This is a genomic window from Gilliamella sp. B2828 (assembly GCF_026537125.1).
GTDB lineage: Bacteria > Pseudomonadota > Gammaproteobacteria > Enterobacterales > Orbaceae > Gilliamella.
Genome location: NZ_JAFNMU010000005.1, coordinates 156,968 through 180,185 on the forward strand (window position 1 = coordinate 156,968; position 23,218 = coordinate 180,185).

Below are 23,218 nucleotides of genomic sequence, written 5' to 3' on the forward strand. Positions count from 1 at the left end.
AATGCTTTATAATAAGTTTTTAGTGTATATTTCTTCTATTATTTTGCCGTTCCCCTTTCCAAATCATTAAAAAATTATCTGCCCGCGTTCAGATTACCCTTTTCTCAAAATAAGTCATGATGCTCTATATCAATTTGTTGGAGCATTTTTTATGGCACTTATCCCCGTTTTTAAACCTGGTACGCATACTGCGGTAGATGGTCGAAAAATCACTTTTACTTTAGAAAACTGTATTGATTTAGCTGAAAGCTATGATCCAACGCTATCTGAAGCACCTGCTGTAATTGGTCACCCCAAATTAACTGCTCCTGCGTATGCGTGGGCAAAATCATTTGAAGTAAAAGATGGTTTGGTTTATGCCAAGTTAGATCAGATTAATCCAGAATTTGCTGAAGCCTATAATGCGGGCAGTTATAAAAAACGTTCACTTTCAATTTATTTACCAGATTCTCCAGGCAATCCTAAACCCGGTCATTACTATGCTCGGCATATCGGCTTTTTAGGTGCTGCAGCGCCGGCCATTAAAGGCTTGCCTGACGCCAGTTTTGCCGAATCTGACGGCAAGCAAGGTGCTGCTGAGTTCTCGATGGCTGATGAAGAATTTGATGAGAATTTGATTTCAATTTTAGCTAATTTGCGTGACCTACTGATTGAAAAAGCTGGCATTGCCAGTGCTGACTTATTTTTACCGCAATGGCGCCTTGAATCATTGCGTGCAATATCCGACAGAAAACAAAAGGAGAAAGAAAAAATGCCACAACCTTTAGACGCTAGCTTTGCCGAACAACAAGCTGCAATTGACGCTAAAAATGCTGAACTAGCCAAACGTGAACAAGCATTGCTAGAAAAAGAACAAACTAACAAGCGAGCGGAATTTGCTGCTTTTGCTGATGAGTTAGTTAAAGATGGGAAATTATTACCTGCTCATAAAACTACAGTCGTTGAAGTGTTTATGTCACTAGGCAATGAACCAATTTCATTTGCTGAAGGTGATGCAACTGTTAACAGTTCCCCAGTTGATTTAATCAAAAAAGTACTTTCAGAGCGTCCCGCTTTTATGAACTTTGCTGAAAAATCGGCTGCTAGTGATAGTGAAGATAACGTTGATAAACAAGATCCAAAAGTTATTGCTGATGCAGCCAAGGCATATCAAAAAGAACAGGCAGACAAAGGCAATACAATTTCAATTAGCCAAGCAGTTACGCATGTAACCAAAGCTAAAAAGTAAGAGCATTAATTACAGGCTGATTATTAATATCAGCATCATTTTAATTTTAACCAAAAGGTTTTTATATGAATATTCCAGGATTAACAGTAGCAAAAATCGCTGAAGGCGAAATCAAACCCCGTTTAATTGTGTGCCATGGTAGTGAAGATGGGCTAGCAAAAACAGCGATTGACGGTAACGCATTATTAATCGGTGTATCAACAATTGTTGGTGGTGGTGACGGTGAAGTGTTTGATGTTGTGCGCAGTGGGTTGGCACAAGTTTTTTATAGCGAAACAATTGCGATTGGTGATCCAATCACAGCAAATGCCGATGGTCGAGCTAAAAAAGCAATGTCAGGTGATTTTATTATTGGCTATGCCGAAGTTGCGGGTGATGCCGATGAGTTAGGCACTATTTGGATTGCACCAAGCAAACAAGCTTAACCTTTTATTTAACTAATGGTCCATGGTCTTTGATAAACAATTTTATAAATAGGAGTTTTATATGCAACGTCCTTTTCCCGTTGAACCGCAGTTGACTGCAATTGCTATCGGTTACCGTAATAATAAGTTAATTGCCGATGAGGTTTTGCCCCGTGTGCCTGTTTCTAGCACATCATTTAAATGGCTTGAATTTGATTTTTCAGAGCGATTTACTTTGCCTAATACCAAAGTTGGTAGGACGTCACAACCGAATCAAGTTGAGTTTAGTGCCAAAGAAAAAGAAAGCTCAGTTGAAGATTGGGGACTCGATAGCCCTGTCCCTCAAGATGATATTGATACAGCCATTACAGGCTATAACCCACTTGGTCATGCCGTTGAGGCCACGACTGATTTAATTTTGTTAGATCGTGAGGTTCGAGCTGCAAATTTGCTATTTAATGGTGCAAATTACAGCAATAAACAAACATTAACTTCTGCACAGCAATGGAATAATCCTGATAGTGACCCAGTAGCATTAATAACGGATGCATTCGATGCAATGGTTCAGCGTCCAAATATCGGCACACTAGGACGTCGAGTTGCCACAATATTACGTCGTCATCCAAAGATTGTTTCAGCATATCATGGAAATGCCGGTGAAAGTGGTTTAGTTCCTCTCGGATTTTTAGCTGACTTATTAGAGTTAGAAGCTATTTATGTCGGTGATGCATTTTTAAATAGTGCAAAACCAGGTAAATCGCCAGCATTACTTCGTGCTTGGGGCAATAAAGCATCATTCACGGTACGCAATAAATTAGCAAATACTAAAGGTGGTGTGACGTTCGGTTATACAGCTCAATTTAAAGATCGTGTTTCGGGTTCGATTGTTGATCCTGATATCGGTTTACGTGGTGGTCAACGTGTTCGAGTCGGTGAATCGGTCAAAGAGCTAGTTGTGGCTAAAGATGCGGGCTATTTGTTTGAAAATGTTATTCCAGCAAATGGATAATAATGTGAACTAAAACCAACAATAAATTATTGTTGGTTTGAGGGAGATAAGATGAATGTTCCATATATTACATTGCTTAACCTCGCTGAGCGCCCGGGTCTTATTGAACTGTCGCAAATAGTTGCTCAAGATGGTGAGATCCCTGTTTCGAGTGATTTACTTAGTGCAATTATTCATAAACAAGATACGTCTTCCTGGTCGACGGATGATGTGGCTGCGGCTCATGCAACGATTTCGCGCATTACTGAGTCAATCAACGATTCGGAAGCTGAAATCAATGGTTTTTTGCGTCAGCGTGGGCATAAGCTGCCATTAACTGTTGTGCCTCGATTATTGACAGATTGGGCACGCATTATTGTTCGTTACAAATTACATCGCAATCGTGTTTCTGATGAAAAAAGCGATCCTATCGTGCGTGATTACAAACAAGTTCTGGGCTTTCTAAAAATGGTCGCTGAAGGGAAATATTCACTAGGCATTGATGATGCATTGCCTGTTGCAGGTGGTGTACCAAAACAGACTGGACCGGTAAGAGTATTTGATATGAACACATTACGGGATTTTGGACGATGAGTAGCGCACCATTTGATGTTTCAGTGATTGCTGAAAAGCTAAGAAGCCTATTAGCGGATAAAACCTTAGTTTTTGTTGGTACTAGTGCTGAATACAGTAAGTTAACCGATTTAACTTCAGCGCCGACACCAGCGGCTTACGTTTTGCTTGGTAAAGAAACACCCAACGATAAGCCCGCAGGTACACGGCAGTCAGTCAGTGTTAATTTTGGTGTTGTGGTTGTTGCTCGTGATATTTCTAGCCAAGCAACCAATATTCAAAATGTTAAACAGCTAGCTAACCCAGTGATTGGAGCTGTGCGCGATTTGTTGATTGGTAAAACAGTTCAGTTTATTGACGGCGTTCGCCCAGTTAGTTGGACTGGTGGGCAAACGTTAGGTTTTCAAAATGGCGTGCTGGTTTGGATTGATTCATTTCAAACCCAACACTTCATCGGTAGCCGATAAATAATTTTAGGAGAAAGATATGTCAGATTTATTAATGAGTTTACAAGGTACCATAAATCTTGCCACCCGTAATACCGCCAGTTCACCCGTTCGACCTAATGCCTTTCGGCATGTGGGTACCGCTGACTCTTGCGAGATGGAGTTAAGTGTTGAAACCGTGACACAAAATGAATCATACACAGGACAACGCTTACAAGTTGGTGAATTAACACTAGGTAAAAGTGGCACGTTAAACTTAACGCTAAAAGATTGGTCAATCGAAAACATTGCGTTAGCGCTTTATGGTGAAAAAATTACTGTTGAGGCAGGTATTGTCACTGATGAAAAATTACCAGCCGACTTAGTCATTGGTGACCGCATAAAGTTAGCTAACCCCTTTGTTGCTGATGTTGAGTTAAAAATTGCTGATGGAACTACATTAGTATTAGGCACAGATTATGAAATCGAATCAGCCTATGCAGGATTAATCAAATTATTAACTACAACGGCATTAACCGCAACGATAGATTATTCATACGCTAAGACTGAAAGCTTGGGCATTTTTACCCGTCAACCGCCTGAGCGTTGGTTTATGCTTGATGGTATCAATACTGACCGTGAAAATGAACATGTAATTGTGGAGCTATTCCGCGTTAAATTCAATCCAATTTCTAACTTTTCGTTACTACACAATGAGGGATACGGTGAATTACCGCTTACTGCCACGGTCTTGGCTGATATGAGTCAAAACAAGGATAGTTCACTTGGTTATTTTGGCTCATACGTTCAAAAGGCGAAATAAATTTATTTTATTATGCGGTGATGTGTCACCGCTAATTATTCAACTCTCTAATTTTATTAGTAGGTAAATAACATGGCAGAAAAAGTGACAGCAACAAAAGAAGAATCAAATGATTTAGCAACATTAATGCCGAATCGTGAGATCGTGCTAGCTGGTGAAACAATTACAGTACGTGAATATTCATTTAAAGATGCACTAACAATCAGTAATGAGATTGACCAGTTTGTTGCATTAATTGTGAATGAAATGAACGGTACAAACAAAATCACTATTGAGCAAGCCGACACAATTATTATGGGTAATTTAGAATTGGTTTATTCATTAATCAGTACCTCTATTCAAAAACCGATTTCGTTTATTGAAGCGTTGTTATATGAAGATGGTTTGCAATTACTTGATTGGTGGTGGGTTGTTAACTCTCGTTTTTTTATGAACGCGGTAACTCGCAAAATCATTCGGCAAAACGCTGCAAAACAGGCAAATCAGTAAGCTGGAGTGAAGTTTTTACATTATTAATTAAAAATGGACATGATCCACAGCAGTTACCGCATTATACGCAACGCCAATTACTGCTGTATTACGATGAATTAATTAAGTTACAAAATCGAGAACGAGCCAACAGAGTTGAAGATATTTGTGTTGGCTTTAATGGTGGTAAACAAGTTACAAAGTTTGTAAAACAGTTACGCGGAGAGCAATAATAATGGCTAATAACGATATGAATATTGCAATGAAATTCACGGCTGATGTGAATAGAGCAAAAGATAATATCAGTCAATTAAATGCTGAACTGAAAGAGTCAGCAAATGTTGCTCAAGATGCTAACAAAAAAAGTGCTCAAAGCATCAAAGATGTTTATACGGCACAAACTGAGGCAATGAACCGTGGTGCGCAAGCTGCCGCTGCTGCTGAAAAACAAGCTAAAGCACAAAGTATTGCCGCTAAAGCAGCTGAAGCGCATAAAAAAGAAGTTGAAAAACTGCGCCAAGGTTTAGACAAATTACTTGCTAGTATTGATCCTGCTACAAAAGGTCTAAGTCGTTTAGATGAGCTAGAAAGCAAATTAAGGAAATCCAAAAAAGCAGGCGTGATTGATACTGATACGTTTGATGATTATCTTGGGAAAATCAATAATCAACGTGCTGCATTATCAACGGTTGAAACGCTCAATGAAAGTACTAAAAAATTAGATTTAAATACCAAAGGCGCCCGTCGTAGCATCATCAGTATGTTTAAACAATTATCGAGTGGTAATTTTGCATCAGCGGGAAATTCATTGCTGACAATTGGCAACATGACTGGACGATTACCGCCATTATTTAGTGCAGCCACATTATCCGTTGGTATTTTTGTTGCTGCAGCTTACAAAATGTCACAAGTGATAAGTACGATAATTTCAGACCAAGACCGGTTTAATCGTGCCTTAATTTCAACGGGTAATTATGCCGGTGCTACCGCAGGCGGGCTTGAGGCTATGTCTCAGCGTATCGGTAAAATTAATCATAACTACAGTGAAACACGTGGTGTTATTGCAGAACTGACATCAGCGGGGCGATTATCAGCAAAAACGATTGAAAATATTACTACTGCATCAGCCTATATGGCAACTGTGACAGAAAAAAGTGCCCAAGACGCCGTTCAATCATTTAAAGGTATTGAAAATTCGGTCACAAGCTGGGCTGTTGAAAGTAATAAACAATATCACTTTTTAGATCTGGCTACTTATCAGCGTATAAGCGCATTAGAAGAACAAGGTAGAACCGAAGAGGCTATTGCAATCGCTACAGATAAATATGCTTCAGAGATGGAAGTCAGCGCTAATAAGATGAAAGAACAGCTAAATTGGTTAGAAAATGCGTGGCGACGCTTCAAAAATGGGGTTAGTGTTCTAGGTAATGAGTTAAAGAAAGAGCTTAAGTTTGATTTAGGATTATCAAGCCTAGAAGAAGATATTGAAAGAATGGAGAAAGCTAAAAAAAGAGGTTTTTTTATTGTTCCTGGGTCAGTATCTATTCCATATACTAAAAATGATGATAAAGCATTACAAGAAAAACAGACTCAACGAGATAAACTTCAAAAAGAAGCACAAGAAAAGCATGACACAGATGTAATTAATGAAAAAGCAATCAATGCCCAAAAGGAGCTTGATGAGCTACATAAACAAAATGCCAGTGATGCTGAAAAACAAGCCAAAGCGGTTGATGAATTACGTAAAAAATATGAAGTACTGTGGGCTGATGAAAAGGGTCGTAAAGATTTACAAGCACAAGGAGTTAAATCAAAAGACGGTAAATCATTTTCAGGCGGTCAATATGATAAAGATGTAAAAGAAATCACGGATAAACAGCTAAGACAATATAACGAACAATTAAAAAATAAAGTTGCGTTACAAGAAAAAAGCACAGCAGTTGCTAAAGCACTTTACGAAATTGAAAAAGGTCAGTATAAAAACGCTAGCCCAGAGCTCAAAAAAGAGATTATCGCTAATGCTCAATTGATAGATGAGCAAGAAGCAAAGAAAAAAGCAATACAAGAATCAGCTCGAGCGGCAAAATCTGCAGCACGTGAAACAGAGCAATTTATAAAATCGCTGGAATCACAAGCTGATAAGCAGACACAAAAAACATATGCAACTCGGCAAACGTTGATTGATTCTCAAAAATTAACATTAGAGCAACGTAATCGAGCTAATGCGGCAAATAATGCAATTACAGCACACGAAAATAAAAAACTTAATGACGAATTACAAAATCAACTCAATTCGTTATTGTTTGACCCAACCAGAATTAAAACAGCAGAAATTGATAGATGGTATCAAGCCGTTATAGCGCAACTTAAAGCCAATAAAAATATTGAAGGTATTGATTTAATTGACCAGTTATTGCCACTAAAAAAAGCTGAAGCAAATCTTGCCGAAATTTTAGCAAAAGTTCAGCAAGCACAATCACAACAGTCAATAAAAGAACAAAGTATACAAGCACAAGTAACTGCTGGTTTAATTACACAAATTGAAGGACAAAGCCAATTAGTTGATTTGCACAAGCAAACAGCGCAAGAACTTGCCAAATATTTACCTACTTTGCAAGCTATGACAACGCTTCCGGGTCAAGTTGGGGAAAATGCACAAAAAGCACTTGCTACACTTCAGCTGCAAATTGCAGAACTAAATAAAACTACCGATGCATTAACCAATGCATTTAAAAACGGGTTGCAAAGCGGTATCCAAGGTAGTCTTGATTCTTTAGCAAAAGGTACGTTTGAATTAAAAGACGCATTATTAAACCTTGCACAAAGTATCGTATCAGCAATGGCTCAGGTAGCAAGTAAAGGTCTTGCTGATATTGCCATGAATCAACTCAGTAATTTGGGTAAATCACTTTTTAGCTCAATAACCGATACAGCAGAAAATGCCAGTGCTATCGCTTCAGCAGAATTGATGAGCACAGCAATAACCTCTGCGACAAGTGTTGGTTCGGTTGAACTGGGCACTTCATTAACTACCGCAATGACAACGGGCACCGCAGGATTAACAGGTGCAATGGCAGGCGCATTTTCAAGTGGTGCAGCGACCTTATACACAGCAATTACATCGGCTAGTGCGGGTAGTTCTGCTATGTCTGGGTTAGCCGGTGCAGCATCTGTTGTGGCAGCGACTGGTGGTTATATCAGTGGACCCGGTACAAGCACATCAGATTCAATCCCTGCTCGCTTATCAAACGGTGAATTTGTTGTGAAAGCTGAATCTGTGAAAAAATACGGTCTCGACTATCTTCACGCTATCAATACGGGACGATTACATTATTATGCAACAGGTGGACCTGTTAGCAATGTCAATATTCCAAAAGCGCCATTACTTGATGATAACCAACAACGCAAAAGCTCACCAACTGTATTAAGTCCCGTTATTCAGCAAGAACTATTCATTGATGCGGGTGATATGGTCAGTCGTGGCATTAATAGTGTGACGGGTGGTAGAGCATTTAAAACATTTATTCGAGCAAATAGACAAACAATTAAACAAGATTTGGAGATTTAATCTATGGCGTATCAAAGTGGAATTGCAGATAACGAAATCGATTTACTGGATAAATTAAATCTATTTTTAACAACTGATAGTGAATTAGTTAAAACAGGTGATAACTGGACAGAAATTTACAGCGGCGAAACTGCAGCTACAGCAACTATAGCAAAACGAAAATCATATGCATGGAGTGCACCGGGAGCGACTGTTGGCAATAATATTTATGTTGCGTGTAAAACAGATAATAGCATTTTAAATGATACTTATAATCTTTATTTCTGCGGTGGAACCTACTTTAATGTTGAATTAATCAATCAACCCAATGACATATTTAGCGGTATGTTAAATTGCACACAAGTTGGACTATTTGCTGATAATAATCCACTACATTACTGGTTTTTTGCTAATAATCGTCGTTTTGTTGTGGTAACAAAAATGACAACTGTTTATTCAAGTTGTTATTGCGGATTTATGCTACCAAACGCATTGCCAAATGAGTACCCTTATCCACTTGTCATTGCAGGTAGTTGTAATAATGAATTACTGCGATATTCAATCACAACAGATTATTTTTCCTCAATTATCGACCCGCGTAACAATCATTTTTATGTATTTACCCCAGCGCAATCATGGCAACAGTTTTATGGTTCAAAAGGTAGCCAAACAAAGTTAGTTTATCCAAGAGGTATTGAACAATTTTATTATTATGGCAATAAAAAAATCAATGCATTAACTGCATCACCTGATAGCTACTCACCACTTTATCCTGTTTCCATTGTTGACGTGACAAAAGGTGCAACTCAATTTTGGGGAGCGTTAGATGGTGTTTACTGGGTACCAGGATTAAGTCGAGCGGCAGAAGATACGATTAAAACCGATGATGGTCGCGAATTTATTATTTTTCAAAACGGTTTTCGTGTAACAAATATTGATTTTTTTGCAATTGAAAAAATATAGGATAGGAGCTAAACATGGCATATCAAACGGGTAACGCCTCGTCGGTTATGGATTTATTATCAAAATTGGCGACATTTGCACAATCAGTTAATGGGTGGGTTGTTGATAAAATTAATACTAAAGAAAAAGAACTCTATTTACATAATGAAAAATGTTTTTGGAGCCTAAAAGTTGGCACATCAAATTCACTCCCCACGTTGTACATTGCCATCAATAATCAGTTTAAAGCAAATTTACCCTGGGACAATCAAACAGGCTCAAGCTCGTTTAACGGTAAAGCAAATTTCTATCGTTATTATTGGGGTGCTGGTACTAATTTTCATAATGAACCATTTGCATCATATACATTTTTAACAACAGCACAATATATTCATGTTGTTGTACGTGTCGATTCTCGTCGTTTTCGTCATTTTGGTATTGGAACAATAAAAAAAGATGGAATTTACAATGGTGGTCATTATGCGTACGGAACACATTCAACAAACACTAATGATACAAGTTACGCATCATATCCCTTCACCAGTGATATGTACTTGTATATCGGATCGCTCCCTTGGCGTACATTCGCTAACGTTATTAGAGTTGAGGACAAAGATTATTTTTTTGGCGCAAATGAGTCAGGTTATGAAGGAATAGGCGCAATGGGTATTGGTGATGCAACAATTCGGCGTGACTATAAACCCCACCCTGATATGTTGCTTGTTGAGGCAAGTTTATCTCAATTTAATAATTTGATAACGTTGGTGCCACAATCCATTTATCTGCATTTGGCTAGCAAACAATATCAACGCATCGGTGTAGTTCCTGATTTTTATGTTGCCAGAATTGATGGTGTTGTTCCTGGTACTATTCGTGAAATTAATGGTGAAAAATATTATTGCTGTGCGGCAACAATGTTTCAAACTGTCACAGATAAAGTTCAAGATGAAGATAACAGTTATGACCTTGGCTACTTTTATAGAGTAATTGAGTGATGAGTACCAAACATACAGGATACGTTATTAATGGTTTGAAAAAGCTACGTGGTCAGCGCAGCTTTGATTTGCAACAATACCAAGGTATGGCTCGTCTCTCCTTTGTCGTTGAAGACAAAACAGGGCCAGTTACACGCGGAATACCGTTGCAGTTATTCAATGTGCGAAAAGGTTACATTACACAATCATTTTTAAATATTATTTATAACAAGCTCTATATTAATCCATCCACTATTGATGTTGGTTATGTTAGTAATCAACGCACTATAGAAGTATCAATTTTCAATGGTTATTTCAGCAGTAAAATTTTGACTGATATTACCTATAGTGACAAACAAGGGGTCACTGTCAGTAATGTGGCGTTACCACTTTTATTTAGTCGATTAAGCTTAAAAGTGTTATCGATTGATATTGATAGTCATGGCACGGATAGCATTGACTGCACAATTTCGTTTCATTTTTTAAACGCTGAAACCGTTACATTAGTTGTTAGCGGTAATCGTTCGCTACCGCTTTCCCTCTCACCGAATTGGTCGCAAGGTATTACTGAAACATTAGAATGGAAAACCAATATACATCAATCACAAACAGGGGCAGAACAGCGAGTAGCAATGCGATTAACACCACGTCGCACATTTGAATTTCAAATACTTATCCATCAACATGAACGTCGACAAATTGAAAATATACTATTTCATAACTATTTAAGCTCATTTTCATTGCCGATTTATAGTGATAGTGCATTACTGGATAAAGAAATCAAACCAGGTGATAAGACAATCTATTTATCAACTATCGGGCGAGACTATCGTGTTGGCGGTAATCTAACAGTTATGAATGATAGTAATACGATTGTGTCCAATATTGAGTCAATTACAAATTCAAGTATTACTCTATCCGAACCAATATATACAGCTGTTTTAAAAGGTGCCAAAGTATTTCCTATTAAATCAGCAAAATTGACTGAACCACCTAAAATTATCAGGCGAACAGATGAATTAGCAACCGCAGAGTTACGATTTTTAATTGTTGAAAAAAATGACATTAACGTTAATGTTGAACTACCTATGTACAATAATTTTTATGTACTGGAGCAAGAACCAGATTGGTCAGATGATGTACATGTTTCATATGAATCAATGCGACGTGAAATCGACAATCAAACTGGTATCGTGTACTACTCAGATAGCGCAAATCGTGTTTTTATTACTCAATCCCATGAATTTTTAATTAATGGTCGTAATAAACAACTTGAACTGCGTGCCTTGTTTTATGCCCTCCGTGGTCGCCAAAAACCAATTTTTGTACCCTCGTTTAGCAATGATTGCAAACTAGTTGATGATGCAACCAGTGAAATTTTAGATATTGAACAAAATAACATGACTGAAACTTATCTCGGTAGACAGTTCTTAAGAATTTTACTGAGAGGTAACCGCATTTTATATCGTGAAATTGTCAACGTAAAAAGCAATAACAAAGGTGGACTTCGGTTGTTGCTCAATAAAAAAGTTGCATTTATGTGCCAAGAAGTAATCAAAATATCCATAATGCGTCTATGCCGTTTAAATGATGACAAAGTTGTATGGGAGCATTTAACTGATGCTGACGGCACGGCAAAAATAAACGTTACATTTAGGGAGGTACGGTATGAGTTGGAATGAGTTTGAGTATTCTGTTGCAAATGGTCAACCATTAACACTGTATGAGTTTAAAAGGCAGAATTTGTATTACCACTATACAAATGCCGATCGCTCAATAATGGTTAATAATGCGCTATGGGAAGCGATTGCAATTAGTGATAATGGATTATCAGCAAGCAGTAATAATAATGTCGAAATTATCTTACCGGTTACGAATAAAGTGGTTTCTTTTTACCGAGGTGTGCCACCGAGTACATCGGTAAAAATTAGAATTTATCGCATGCATTATCATGATAATCAACAAGAGTTACGGGTGGTATGGGTAGGTAATATCACTGAAGTCAAACGTGAAAAAATTGGTGAAGCCAAAATTATCACCACTAATATTGTTAATACATTTGGTCGTCAGGGATTAAGGTTGACCTGGGGCAGAAAGTGCCCTCATGCACTTTATGATAGTAGATGTAAGGTTAAAGCCCGTCATTATGTCATTTCAGGATTAGAGATCACCGCATTAGATGGTAAATCAATTACATTTAATGTACCACAAGATATTAATAATGGTTACTTTAGTGGTGGCTATATTGAATATGAGTTTGAAGGTCTAACAGAAAGGCGAGGTATTCGCATGCATAACAACAATAATTTAAGCCTATATGGTGGAACTTACGGCTTAAGTGTTGGTTTGATAATTAATGTATACCCTGGTTGTGATAATACAATTAATACCTGTGAAAATAAATTTAATAACCATTTGAATTATGGTGGTTGTCCACATATGCCCGGCAAATCACCGTATAGCATTACTAAATTATTCTAGGAGGTTCATTATGTGGTGGGCGATTGCGCGTTTTGTTGTTGTACTGGTTGCATCCTATTTTCTAAATCAAGCATTAGCCAAAAAACATAATAATAAGGTTAATGCAGCAACGTTTGATGACTTTGATTATCCTCAGCCAACAGAAGGAACACCACAGTGTGTGTTTTTTGGTGACTGTTGGACTGCGGATTGGTTTGTGCTGGCTTATGGAAATTATCGTTATGAAGCAATTAGAAAATAGTATATGGATAACTATGGCCGATATTCGCCGAGGAGGTGGTTGTGCGTGGGGTCTAAAAGCTTGGTTTAAACACTATAAACTGAGTTTTAATGATTTTGTTCAAAATGGTGGGATTGATAGCGAAACAATTTTAAGTACAGGTGATGCGTTAGCTATTCGTATTGTTGAACTGGCAAAACAAAGAGTACAGAAGAGGTAAGTATGGGCAGTAAAAAAAAGAAAACAACTATTGGCTATAAATACTACTTCAGTATTCAGTCAGGCCTTGGGCGTGGACCGATTAATGAGTTAGTTGCCATTACTGCTGATGATAAAACAGTTTTTGCAGGTAAAGCAAATGAAGTCACTGTTAGCAAATCAATTTATATTGATAAGCCGAATTTGTTTGGTGGTACTAATGTTGGTGGTGAAGGTGGAATTAAAGGCATATTTGAAATTGCAATGGGTAATGCAGATCAGGAGCCAACTAGTCGTGTAAAAAATTTACTGGGCGGCGTTGTGCCTGGTTTTCGGGGCATGGTTACGACGTTCTTTGACGGTTTAATTAGTGCTTATTCAGCAAGTCCAAAACCGTGGAAATATAGAGTCAGACGTACAACACAAGGTTGGTCAAATAGCGAAGTATGGTACCCAGAAAAATGTATCATCATGTTATATGATGATACATCAACAATTCATGAAAAAGATAATGGAATAAATAGCAATTTAAGAACTATTCATGCAATGAATCCTGCGCATATTTTGATAGAGTGCGGAACTAACAATGATTGGGGACGAGGATTGCAACTATATGAGGATTTTGATTTAGATTCATTTAAAACTGCTGCTGATATTCTATATAATGAAAAATTCGGTTTATGCTTTCGTTACAATCGACAAGATGGATTAGATACATTTATACAGCAGGTGTTAGATCATATAGGCGCAGTACAATATGCCGATTTAACAACAGGAAAAATTAAACTAAAACTGATTCGTGATAATTACAAAAAAGAAGATTTACCATTGTTTAATTATGATAATGGTATTTTAGTGGTACAGGACGACGATAGTAGCGCTTCCGATAATGTACCAAATGAAATTGCCGTAAAATGGCATAATCCAGTAACGAACGAGGATAGTGAAGTTCGGGCACAAAATTTAGGTGCAATTCAAGCTGTTGGTTTAATCAGTAGCTCTATTGAATATAAAGCACTACCCACATTTGAGCTGGCTGCACGTGTTGCACAGCGAGAACTGGAATCTGGAATTGCGGGTTTAAGGCGTTTAACAATTCAGTTTGATCGCCGCGGTGAAATATTAACTCCTGCTGATTGTTTTCGGGTATCACTGCCAGACAGGGATATCAAAGATATGGTCATGCGGGTTGGCTCTATTAACGAGCACGAAGATGGAATGATTGAAATCACCGCAATTCAGGATGTTTTTGGATTGGCAGATACAGTTTATAACAGTGGTAATCAATCTGGAACAGGGCTAGTTCAAGATACAACACCAAGGCCAGTTGAAAATTATATGTTATTCGAATCTCCCTATTTTGCAATGAGCCAGTTATCAAATCATGATGTTAATAACGAGTCAGGCTATATGCTCCTAGTTTCTGCTCAGCCAAATTCACAGTCAATTAACTATTTATTACAAACGGCAACTGAAGGGGCTGATTTTACAATAAAAGGAACATGTGACTTTACACCAAGTGCGGTATTAATAAGTAAACGTCAGTTAAGTAAAGTAGATACACAATTAAGCGTGATTTTTAACAAAAATATGACAGATGTTTCAATTGGCAGCGCAGCTATTATTGGTAATGAAATCATTCGAATTGATGCATTTGATGAGTTAAATGGCACCGTAACAATAGCAAGGGGATGTGCAGACACATTACCACAAACACATAGTAAAGATTCGTTTATCTGGTTTTTTGATAGCCTATTTGAAACGGACGGCATTGAATATTTAAAAGGTGAAGTTGCTTATGTTCAACAGTTAACACAAACTAATACTGGAACACTCAGTGCAAATAAAGCTCCTATTCGAGCACTAAAATTTAACGCAAGAGCCGCACGACCATACCCTCCAGCTAATTTACAGGTTAATGGTGTTATTACAGAGACAATAACACTAAAAGAACAAGAAACAATAGTATTAACATGGTTACATAGAAACAAAGAAATACAACAAGATAATCTCATTGCATATAATGAGGGCAATATTGATAAACCAGAAACTGTTGAATATCATATTGAATATTATTTAGCTGGTGTACTAAAGAAAACAGTAGTAACAAATGAAAATTCTCACGAATTGGAAATTAATGACACTGAACGTTTTGATGAAATTCGGATTTACACATACGACACAAAATCCGAGTTAGAAAGTTTACAAAAATACATTTTACAAATTAAAGCTTAATATTTGTAATTTGTTTTCATATGATGAAAAATACAAAATAGTTAATTATCACTTAATTTGAGCGTGATTTATCACGCTCGGCATCAAGAAAGCATCTTTTTATACACTGAGGATTAAAATTAATTAGGCTGTTCAGTTTTAAAAAAATTAATGATATTGAACTGTTTGTTGTGTCTGTTCATCGTGAACTAATAATAAACACGTATCACTGTTTGAGACGGCTTGTTCAATACGTAGTTTATCTTGCTCATTAAGATCATTAATACAAGCAACAATATAGCTACAGGTTTTGCTTTTTAATGCTTTTTCAATAGTAGATATTAAATTTTCATTTTTAAGATTACTTAATTGCACCACTTTTTGTTTATCAAGTCCTGCAATATTTACCCATGAACGCTTTAACATTGGTCGATCGGATAGCCATAATTGCCATTTTTTAGCTTTATTAAGTGATTTCAACAAAGGGCGCTGTTGTTGTAAAATCTGCTGAAAAGGGGATTCAAAATTAATCGCCATAAGTTGTGATGAAGAGTGTTCAATAAGCATAGTAATCCCATTACTGTATTAATATACAGTGTATATTAATACAGTAATTTGTGATTGTAAACTCTCTGTGTGATCATTTTTTATATAATTTTTTATGTAACAGAATTAAGAACGCAATAACTGATAAGAAAAAATCCCTAAAAAAGTCATTAAAACTGAACCAATAACATGAATGGCAATAGTGGTTAATCCCCATGCAATACGGCCCTCTTGTAAGAAATTCACGATTTCCGCCGAAAAAGTTGAAAAAGTCGATAATCCACCGCAAAAACCAGTGATCACCAATAAACGCCATTCATTAGGAAGGTTTGAATGATTAAAAAAAGCAATTGCAAAGCCAATAATATACCCCGCAACCAGATTTGCCAATAATGTTCCCAAAGGAATGGCAAAAGCGAGAATATTTAATTTAAGTGACAGAAACCACCGCAATAAACCACCGACGACTGAACCGACCGAAATAGCTAAAATAAGTTTTAACATACTGAATCCTTAAAATTGGGCGTATTTTTATTAACAATAATGTTTATTCTTATTAGTAAAGAACGATAACTATAACCGAGATAATAAGAAAATGCATAATATTCATTGCTGCATCATTTTTAGATTAAAAAAATAATCGTTATATCATTGTGTTTTAGAATTATCAATAAGATAGAATCATGCCCAAGTAAATGTGCTTAAGGATAGATAATTACCTGGTAATTAAGTAGAATAGTTGAAAATTTTCGTTTAATTCAAGGATACAATATGTATACAGGTATTGTGCAGGGTCAAGGTAAAATTATTGATATCATCGATCAAGATAACTTAAGAACTTATAAGGTAAAATTGCCTGAAAAATTAACGCAACATATCGAAATCGGCGCATCAATTGCTAACGATGGCTGTTGTTTAACTGTGACCGATTTTAAAGATGATTGGGTCACCTTTGACATAATGAAAGAAACATTAGCACTTACTACATTAGGCGATAAAAAGCTTGATGATTTGGTTAATATAGAACGTAGTGCCAAATATGGCGATGAAATTGGTGGTCATATAATGTCTGGGCACATATCTTGCACCGCCACAATTGTTGATATCCAAAAAACGACAACGAATTGCCAAATGACTTTAGCTTTACCCTCTAAATTCACCAAGTATGTTTTCTACAAAGGTTTTATTGGTGTTGACGGTGCTAGCCTAACCGTTGGTAATATCATGGATAATCATTTTCAAATTAATTTAATTCCTGAAACACTCGCGATTACGACTTTAAATACAAAAAAAGTAGGAGATAGAGTTAATATTGAAATTGATTCACAGACTCAAGCAATTGTTGATACAGTTGAAAGAGTTCTAGCGGAAAGCAATTAACATTTCCTTTTTAGATTAAATCATTCAAAAAATGATTATGTTAATTCTAAACATTCCTGTTTTGTCGACTTTCGAACATTTTAATGTATTGAATTCATCGTTACTATAGGGATGCTTGATTTAAGGCTTTGTTATAAAAGCCTTAATATCCCCACAACCATTCAAAAAATCTTAAACTTTGTTCTTGAGCAATCCTTCGACGGCTAATTAAGGATATCAATAAAAGTTTGCTATTGTCATTAATGGATTATTTTTGTGAAAAAGTTTGAGGTTGTGCATACGTTTAAGTAAAAAACACATTTAAAACATCACCAATCGAATATCAATGATTCCCTCTACTCATCTTTTGTTGGTGCTAAGAGGTCAACTTTTGATAAGCTTTTTTCAAAAAATAATATTATGGAAGTTATCTATCTGAACTTGATTTAAAACTTGTTAAAAAAGTAAGATGAATTTTACAAAGTAAGAACTTGTTGGCTGATTTATCAGGTTGAGTTTTTTTAGCTTTTTTAAAGCTCTAAAGATCTTTATTCGTATTTTAGGAGCAGTATATTTATGTCGGTATTCTTAACTATAAAAATTTGGATAGGCTAGAAGATTTATTTACTTGCACTATAGCGAAGAAATAACAGCGTATTATCAATATTATAGGTGGATATAAAACTGAATTTACCACTTGTTTGACTTAATGACATCGATAACTGATCTGCTGTTACTCAATTAACGAAAGGTTAATGCTGCATTTTCAAATTAACCTCAATGAAACATACTGAAGCAGATACTTAAACAGATAATTGAGATTGAATATTTCAGTAAAGAAAGGATCTCAATAGAATTTGAGAAGTTAAAATCAGAGGTGTACGAAAAATTCATTCAATTCATTCAATTCAGTCTGAAAAGATGAGTATACTAAAAGTAAGTTTCATTGAAGAGTGATAATAACGAAATGGTATAGACTCCTAAATATTTTTTACAAATAAATAGTATTATCAATAAAAAGCTCAAACCACAAACCTCTAAATAGAAATTAATATAATCAATTCATTCACGGTTTAAAATAAAAAAAGTAAATCTAAAAAATGATATTTATCTTTTTATAGACAACGTTTATAGTATTCATAAAGTATAATTATATGACTTCAATTAAATGAAATATTATATAAGGATTAATATGAAGATTATTAATAAATTAAAAACTGTAATGTGCTGTGCTTTATTGTTGAGTTCTGCGAGTTCTTTAGCCTCTGAAATGCAGTTAGCTGTTCCTGATCTTGTCAAAAAAGGTTTTACTAATAAATTTATTTATAACCAATTCGGTTGCCAAGGAGAAAATCAATCTCCAAATATTTCGTGGCATAATGTACCTAAAGATGCAAAAAGCCTAGTGATAACTATGTATGATCCTGATGCACCAACAGGCTCTGGCTGGTGGCATTGGACGGTAGTCAATATTCCAGTTGATGTGACTGCGCTTAAGCGTTCTGCTGGCAATAATCCTGATCTATTGCCCAAAGGCAGTCAAGTGGTTCGCAATGACTTTGGTGTAGCTGGTTACGGCGGACCATGCCCTCCAGAAAAATCTGACCACCGTTATCAATTTACACTCTACGCACTTGATATTGATCATTTAGATGTTGATGACCAAACGACACCAGCATTAATTGGTTTTATGGTTAATTCGCATCTGATTTCTAAAGCAACTGTCACTTATCATTACTCACGATAAAATGGATTAGCTATTGGATAACAACTACCGAATTAATGAATCAGTTCGGCAGTTGTTATATTGTTGTACTTGAATTTTTGCGCGTGTGATGAACTATTTTTTCATTAATAACTGATGAATTTCCACAATATCCTCAGGAGTTGTTTGGCAACAACCACCGATTAATTTAGCGCCTAATTTGGTCCAGGCATCTAATTGATTGGCAAAGGTACAATTGTGATCATGGTTTTTATGCCATAGCTTGGTCGTTGGATCATACTGCTCGCCTGAATTAGGGTAAACGATTAACGGTTTACAGGTTAGTTGACTCAATACCTCTAAAGCAGGGGTGACTTTCTCCAGAGCAATGCAATTAATCCCAACACTGACAATTTGCTCAATACGATTTAAATAGTCAATAACTTGTATTAAGGGAGTACCGTCGCTGAGGTGTTGTTGATCTTTTAATGTTAATGAAAACCAGCAGCTAACCAATGGAAATTGTTGTAATAATTTTACTAACGCTTTGATTTCCAAAAATGATGGTAATGTTTCACAAGCTAAAATATCTACACCTGCGTCAATCAGTGCTGCAATGCGATCTTTGTGAAATCCAATAAATTCATCCTCATTGAGGTGATAATCGCCAGTATATTCGGAGCCATCTGCAAGATAAGCACCATAAGGACCCACTGAACCTGCAATTAAGAGAAATTTATTTAGTTTGATCTCATTGAGGTATTGTGTTCTGGCTTGTTTGGCTAATTTTACACTGGTTTTGATTAGCTCGATTGACTCCTCGATCCCAATTCCTTTTTTGGCAAATCCCATTGGTGTTGCTTGATAGCTCGCAGTTATGGCGCAATCAGCTCCAGCTTTGAAATAATCATAATGTACTTGTTGAATTAATTCTGGCTGTTCAATTAATATTTTGGCTGACCATAAACTGTCGTTAAGATCGCTACCTCGACGTTGCAGTTCGCTAGCTAATGCACCATCAATAATGATATAACCTTTTTGTTTTAAAAGGGTTGTTATAGAACTATTGTTTTTCATTATTTATGACTCTTGTTTTGATACGTTTGGGTAAAATGATGAGCAATAAAGCAAAAAATCACGAATGGAATACCACAATATAATGCTATACGTTGTTCAGGATCGAACGCTAATCCAATACAAGCAATTAGACACAGAATAAAGCCTAAAATTGGCACTACTGGATAAAATGGTGCTTTAAATTTAAGATTTTTTTGCTCTGATGCGGATAATTGCTTTCGATAGAAATAGTGCGAAGCACAAATACTTAACCATACGGCTACCACAGCAAATCCTGAAATTGCCGTTAAAGCAACAAATACAGTATCAGGTGCAATGATACTAGAAAACAGGGCTAACAATCCCCCTAACATACTGACAGCAATTGCAGTAGTTGGGATACCTTTATCAGTTAATTGAGCAAAGCATTTTGGTAATGTGCCTTGATTTGACAGTGACCAGAGCATGCGACCTGAAGCATAAAGTCCAGAATTTGCTGCTGATAAAATCGCAGTTAGAATGACAAAATTAAAGATATCGGCAGCATAAGCAATACCGATATTTTCAAAGACCATCACAAAGGGACTGGTTACAACACCTGCTTGATCCATGGGTAAAAGTGCGGCTAAAACAAAAATAGTGCCAACAAAAAATATGATCAAGCGTAGAATAGTGGTTTTTATGGCTAATGGAATCGATTTTTCAGGATTATGAGTTTCGCCAGCGGCGATCCCGATAAGTTCAGTTCCTGAGAATGCGAAGTTGACCGATACCATTGTCATAACTATTGGGATTATGCCATTAGGAAACCAACCGTGATCAGTAATATTGTGCAAAAATGGGGCTGGAATATCATTTTTCATTGGAATAAAGCCGAAGATAGCGGCAGTACCAGCAATAATAAATACGACAATGGTGATGACTTTAATTATTGAGAACCAAAATTCACTTTCAGCAAAAAACTGTGCTGTAACGATATTGAGTGCAAAAATCACTAAACAAAAAATTAAACACCAAATCCATACTGCAATATCAGGGAACCAGTATTGCATACACATGCCGGCAGCCGTTAGGCTTGAACCCAATGCAACTGTCCATGTCAGCCAATATAACCATGCAACAGTATAGCCTGTAGCTGGGCTGATAAAGCGCGAGGCATAGGTATGAAAGGCGCCTGTTTCGGGCATAGCAACAGCTAACTCACCGAGGCATAGCATGACCAAATACACCACTAGCGCACCAATTAAATAAGATATTATTGCACCAATTGCTCCCGCAGTAGCAATAATGTATCCAGTATTAAAAAACAACCCCGTACCAATTACGCCACCTAAAGATAGCATAATTAAATGTCGGGTTTTCATAGTGCGTTTGAATTGATTTTCATTTGAGGATAGAGAATGAGTATTCATAATTATATTATTTTGAGCTTTTAAGGTTAATATTCCGCCAGTATGGCTGACGGAAAAGACTATTTGAATTGTTATTTTTATTTATCAAAAATCATGAAAGAATTCTTTTTTCGACATGATTTCACCATTGACTTGAACTTCATCACTGTCTTTGGTTAAGCTCACGTCTGAAAAAAGACCTTCGGTTTGTCCATTATCGAAAACAAAAAATGGTACGTTACCCAAAAACATTTCAGCACTTAACTTAATATTTGATTTTACGTTATTAACTTGCTGTTCGGTAACCTCACTATTTTGAGGATGTTCGAATTGCGCATAAAATTGCGCCATAACATCAAATGGTGCTTCAACCTTTAATTTTAATGTATTTATTTTCTCATCAATATCATTTGAAAAATCACTTTCTTCATCAAATGTGTAATTAAAATTGTTGATATCAAGAACGAAATTTGCATTAATATCACCGGCAGAGTTATGCCAATTGAATTTATTTAGAGTGACATTGGTATTATTTGGCATATCCTCAGCTGTGTCTTGCAAATCTTCAAAAGAGTCCACATAAAATTGATTCAATAAATAGCGCTTGTCAAGACCTTTAAAGCTTAAGTCGAGTGAGCCATTACCTAAGTTTTGCTTGCCGTAGAGGATTGAAGCAACACTGGTAAATAATGATCCATCTATTGCGTAGTTTTGGGGATTCAATTCAACGTGTTGGTTTAGGACAAATTTATTCAATTCAATGCGATTAACTGCATCAGATGCGTCTTGACCAGTAGATATAATAAGTCGATGAATTTCACTTTGGTCACTAACCTGATAATCTTTATAGTTAATTTTTCCTTTAGAGGTGAGATCATCAAAATCGATGTTGGTATTAGAACCAAATTCAATATTTTTCATATTTAAACTGCTCATTTTCATCTCATAGTTAACAGAAGCAGTATTTTGTTCAGGTTTAAATGACACATTTAAATCGTTAAAAGAAATAATGTTATTTTGATCTATTACCCAATTAAGTTTATCAAATGATGCTTTTATCGATAGATCAGAGTCATTATTTTTATCAATTACAAGATTTCCCTTACCCAGTTCAATTGCATCTTGATCCTCAATAAGATCAAAGTCTGAATCGGTTAACTTAATACCTTCAGTTTCTAATTTGACAGTAAGATAATTGCTATAACTCAGACCAGCGTGACCAGAAATAAAAGATTGATTACCCGCTAACTTCCAAAGGGTCGGATTCGTTTTATCGGTTATCGCAAATTCTAACCAGGCTATTTGTGGGATGAAATAGCCATTAGCAAGTGCGGCTAAAGGGAATGGACCATGATGAATCGTGGCCTCATCATCGTATAACACTATTACTGAGGCATCATCATTATCAATTTGTTTTTTTTGTGTCAAGGTGACTTTTAGATGTGTTTTGGTCGAAAATATTCCTTTTTTATCATTACTGTGAGAAATATTTAGATTGTAAATTTGTTGGCTGGTGTTAACCTGCTGGGTAAACTCAGCTAAGTTAGTATCGAGGTTTTCTTCGATTAAATTTCCGGTATAAATTGAAGTGCCAATATATCCAAATGCTAATATTGCAATAACTCCTGTCGCTACTATACTTTTTTTCATCATCATTCTCTTTTTATATTTTATCC

Annotated in this window: 22 protein-coding genes; 17 read left to right on the plus strand and 5 right to left on the minus strand. The window is 36.2% G+C overall.

Features of this window, described 5'->3' with window-relative positions; translation table 11 throughout:
• The first annotated feature begins 151 nt into the window (after window positions 1-151).
• From J3U19_RS06310 to J3U19_RS06380, 15 genes are all read left to right on the plus strand, one after another.
• A complete protein-coding gene (locus tag J3U19_RS06310; RefSeq protein ID WP_267345764.1) occupies window positions 152-1,228 on the plus strand; it encodes a hypothetical protein in 1,077 nt (358 codons plus the stop codon).
• A 65-nt stretch (window positions 1,229-1,293) separates the two neighbouring features.
• Window positions 1,294-1,653: a hypothetical protein gene (locus J3U19_RS06315; RefSeq protein WP_267345765.1), complete on the plus strand. Its 360-nt coding sequence runs from the start codon at window positions 1,294-1,296 to the stop codon at window positions 1,651-1,653.
• A gap of 61 nt (window positions 1,654-1,714) precedes the next feature.
• Entirely contained in the window at window positions 1,715-2,641 is a 927-nt protein-coding gene (locus J3U19_RS06320) for a hypothetical protein (protein WP_267345766.1), read from the plus strand.
• A gap of 51 nt (window positions 2,642-2,692) precedes the next feature.
• Window positions 2,693-3,214, plus strand: coding sequence for a gp436 family protein (locus J3U19_RS06325; RefSeq protein WP_267345767.1), 522 nt, complete (start codon window positions 2,693-2,695; stop codon window positions 3,212-3,214).
• On the plus strand, window positions 3,211-3,660 hold the full coding sequence (locus tag J3U19_RS06330; protein ID WP_065569086.1) for a hypothetical protein: 450 nt from the start codon (window positions 3,211-3,213) through the stop codon (window positions 3,658-3,660). The genes J3U19_RS06325 and J3U19_RS06330 overlap by 4 nt, the downstream gene beginning before the upstream one ends.
• A 19-nt stretch (window positions 3,661-3,679) precedes the next feature.
• Entirely contained in the window at window positions 3,680-4,441 is a 762-nt protein-coding gene (locus tag J3U19_RS06335) for a hypothetical protein (protein ID WP_267345769.1), read from the plus strand.
• A 72-nt stretch (window positions 4,442-4,513) separates the two neighbouring features.
• Entirely contained in the window at window positions 4,514-4,930 is a 417-nt protein-coding gene (locus J3U19_RS06340) for a DUF6631 family protein (protein ID WP_267345770.1), read from the plus strand.
• A gap of 214 nt (window positions 4,931-5,144) precedes the next feature.
• A complete protein-coding gene (locus tag J3U19_RS06345; RefSeq protein ID WP_267345772.1) occupies window positions 5,145-8,477 on the plus strand; it encodes a phage tail length tape measure family protein in 3,333 nt (1,110 codons plus the stop codon).
• A gap of 3 nt (window positions 8,478-8,480) precedes the next feature.
• A complete protein-coding gene (locus J3U19_RS06350; protein ID WP_267345773.1) occupies window positions 8,481-9,419 on the plus strand; it encodes a hypothetical protein in 939 nt (312 codons plus the stop codon).
• Window positions 9,420-9,433: 14 nt separating this feature from the next.
• A complete protein-coding gene (locus tag J3U19_RS06355; RefSeq protein WP_267345775.1) occupies window positions 9,434-10,393 on the plus strand; it encodes a hypothetical protein in 960 nt (319 codons plus the stop codon).
• Window positions 10,393-12,054 carry a hypothetical protein gene (locus tag J3U19_RS06360; protein WP_267341723.1) on the plus strand — a complete coding sequence of 554 codons (1,662 nt, stop codon included), beginning with the start codon at window positions 10,393-10,395 and terminating at the stop codon, window positions 12,052-12,054. The genes J3U19_RS06355 and J3U19_RS06360 overlap by 1 nt, the downstream gene beginning before the upstream one ends.
• On the plus strand, window positions 12,041-12,853 hold the full coding sequence (locus tag J3U19_RS06365) for a phage BR0599 family protein (RefSeq protein ID WP_267341722.1): 813 nt from the start codon (window positions 12,041-12,043) through the stop codon (window positions 12,851-12,853). The genes J3U19_RS06360 and J3U19_RS06365 overlap by 14 nt, the downstream gene beginning before the upstream one ends.
• A gap of 10 nt (window positions 12,854-12,863) precedes the next feature.
• The gene (locus J3U19_RS06370) at window positions 12,864-13,094 is read left to right on the plus strand and encodes a hypothetical protein (RefSeq protein WP_075508847.1); all 231 of its coding nucleotides are present in this window, start codon (window positions 12,864-12,866) and stop codon (window positions 13,092-13,094) included.
• Window positions 13,075-13,293, plus strand: a complete 219-nt coding sequence (locus J3U19_RS06375; protein WP_267341719.1) for a hypothetical protein — start codon at window positions 13,075-13,077, stop codon at window positions 13,291-13,293. Before J3U19_RS06370 ends, J3U19_RS06375 begins: the two co-directional genes overlap by 20 nt.
• A 2-nt stretch (window positions 13,294-13,295) precedes the next feature.
• Window positions 13,296-15,506 (plus strand): phage tail protein, encoded by a 2,211-nt coding sequence (locus J3U19_RS06380; RefSeq protein WP_267345777.1) that lies wholly within the window; start codon window positions 13,296-13,298, stop codon window positions 15,504-15,506.
• 147 nt (window positions 15,507-15,653) lie between these two features.
• Here J3U19_RS06380 and J3U19_RS06385 read toward each other — a convergent pair whose 3' ends face one another.
• Together J3U19_RS06385 and crcB are read right to left on the minus strand one after the other, a co-directional pair.
• Window positions 15,654-16,052 carry a cell division inhibitor SulA gene (locus tag J3U19_RS06385; RefSeq protein WP_267340814.1) on the minus strand — a complete coding sequence of 133 codons (399 nt, stop codon included), beginning with the start codon at window positions 16,050-16,052 and terminating at the stop codon, window positions 15,654-15,656.
• 105 nt (window positions 16,053-16,157) lie between these two features.
• Window positions 16,158-16,535, minus strand: coding sequence for a fluoride efflux transporter CrcB (gene crcB, locus J3U19_RS06390; RefSeq protein WP_267345779.1), 378 nt, complete (start codon window positions 16,533-16,535; stop codon window positions 16,158-16,160).
• A gap of 267 nt (window positions 16,536-16,802) precedes the next feature.
• Between crcB and J3U19_RS06395 the strand changes: the two genes are divergently transcribed.
• Window positions 16,803-17,411: a riboflavin synthase subunit alpha gene (locus tag J3U19_RS06395; protein ID WP_267340816.1), complete on the plus strand. Its 609-nt coding sequence runs from the start codon at window positions 16,803-16,805 to the stop codon at window positions 17,409-17,411.
• Between the two features lie 1,171 nt (window positions 17,412-18,582).
• Window positions 18,583-19,137: a YbhB/YbcL family Raf kinase inhibitor-like protein gene (locus J3U19_RS06400; protein WP_267340817.1), complete on the plus strand. Its 555-nt coding sequence runs from the start codon at window positions 18,583-18,585 to the stop codon at window positions 19,135-19,137.
• A gap of 93 nt (window positions 19,138-19,230) precedes the next feature.
• Here the strand turns inward: J3U19_RS06400 and mmuM are convergent, their stop codons facing one another.
• The 3 genes from mmuM to J3U19_RS06415 form a co-directional block, all read right to left on the minus strand.
• Entirely contained in the window at window positions 19,231-20,172 is a 942-nt protein-coding gene (gene mmuM, locus J3U19_RS06405; protein WP_267340819.1) for a homocysteine S-methyltransferase, read from the minus strand.
• Entirely contained in the window at window positions 20,172-21,563 is a 1,392-nt protein-coding gene (gene mmuP / locus J3U19_RS06410; RefSeq protein ID WP_267340820.1) for an S-methylmethionine permease, read from the minus strand. The genes mmuM and mmuP overlap by 1 nt, the downstream gene beginning before the upstream one ends.
• Before the next feature lie 84 nt (window positions 21,564-21,647).
• Window positions 21,648-23,192 (minus strand): DUF945 family protein, encoded by a 1,545-nt coding sequence (locus J3U19_RS06415; protein ID WP_267345780.1) that lies wholly within the window; start codon window positions 23,190-23,192, stop codon window positions 21,648-21,650.
• Window positions 23,193-23,218 lie beyond the last annotated feature (26 nt).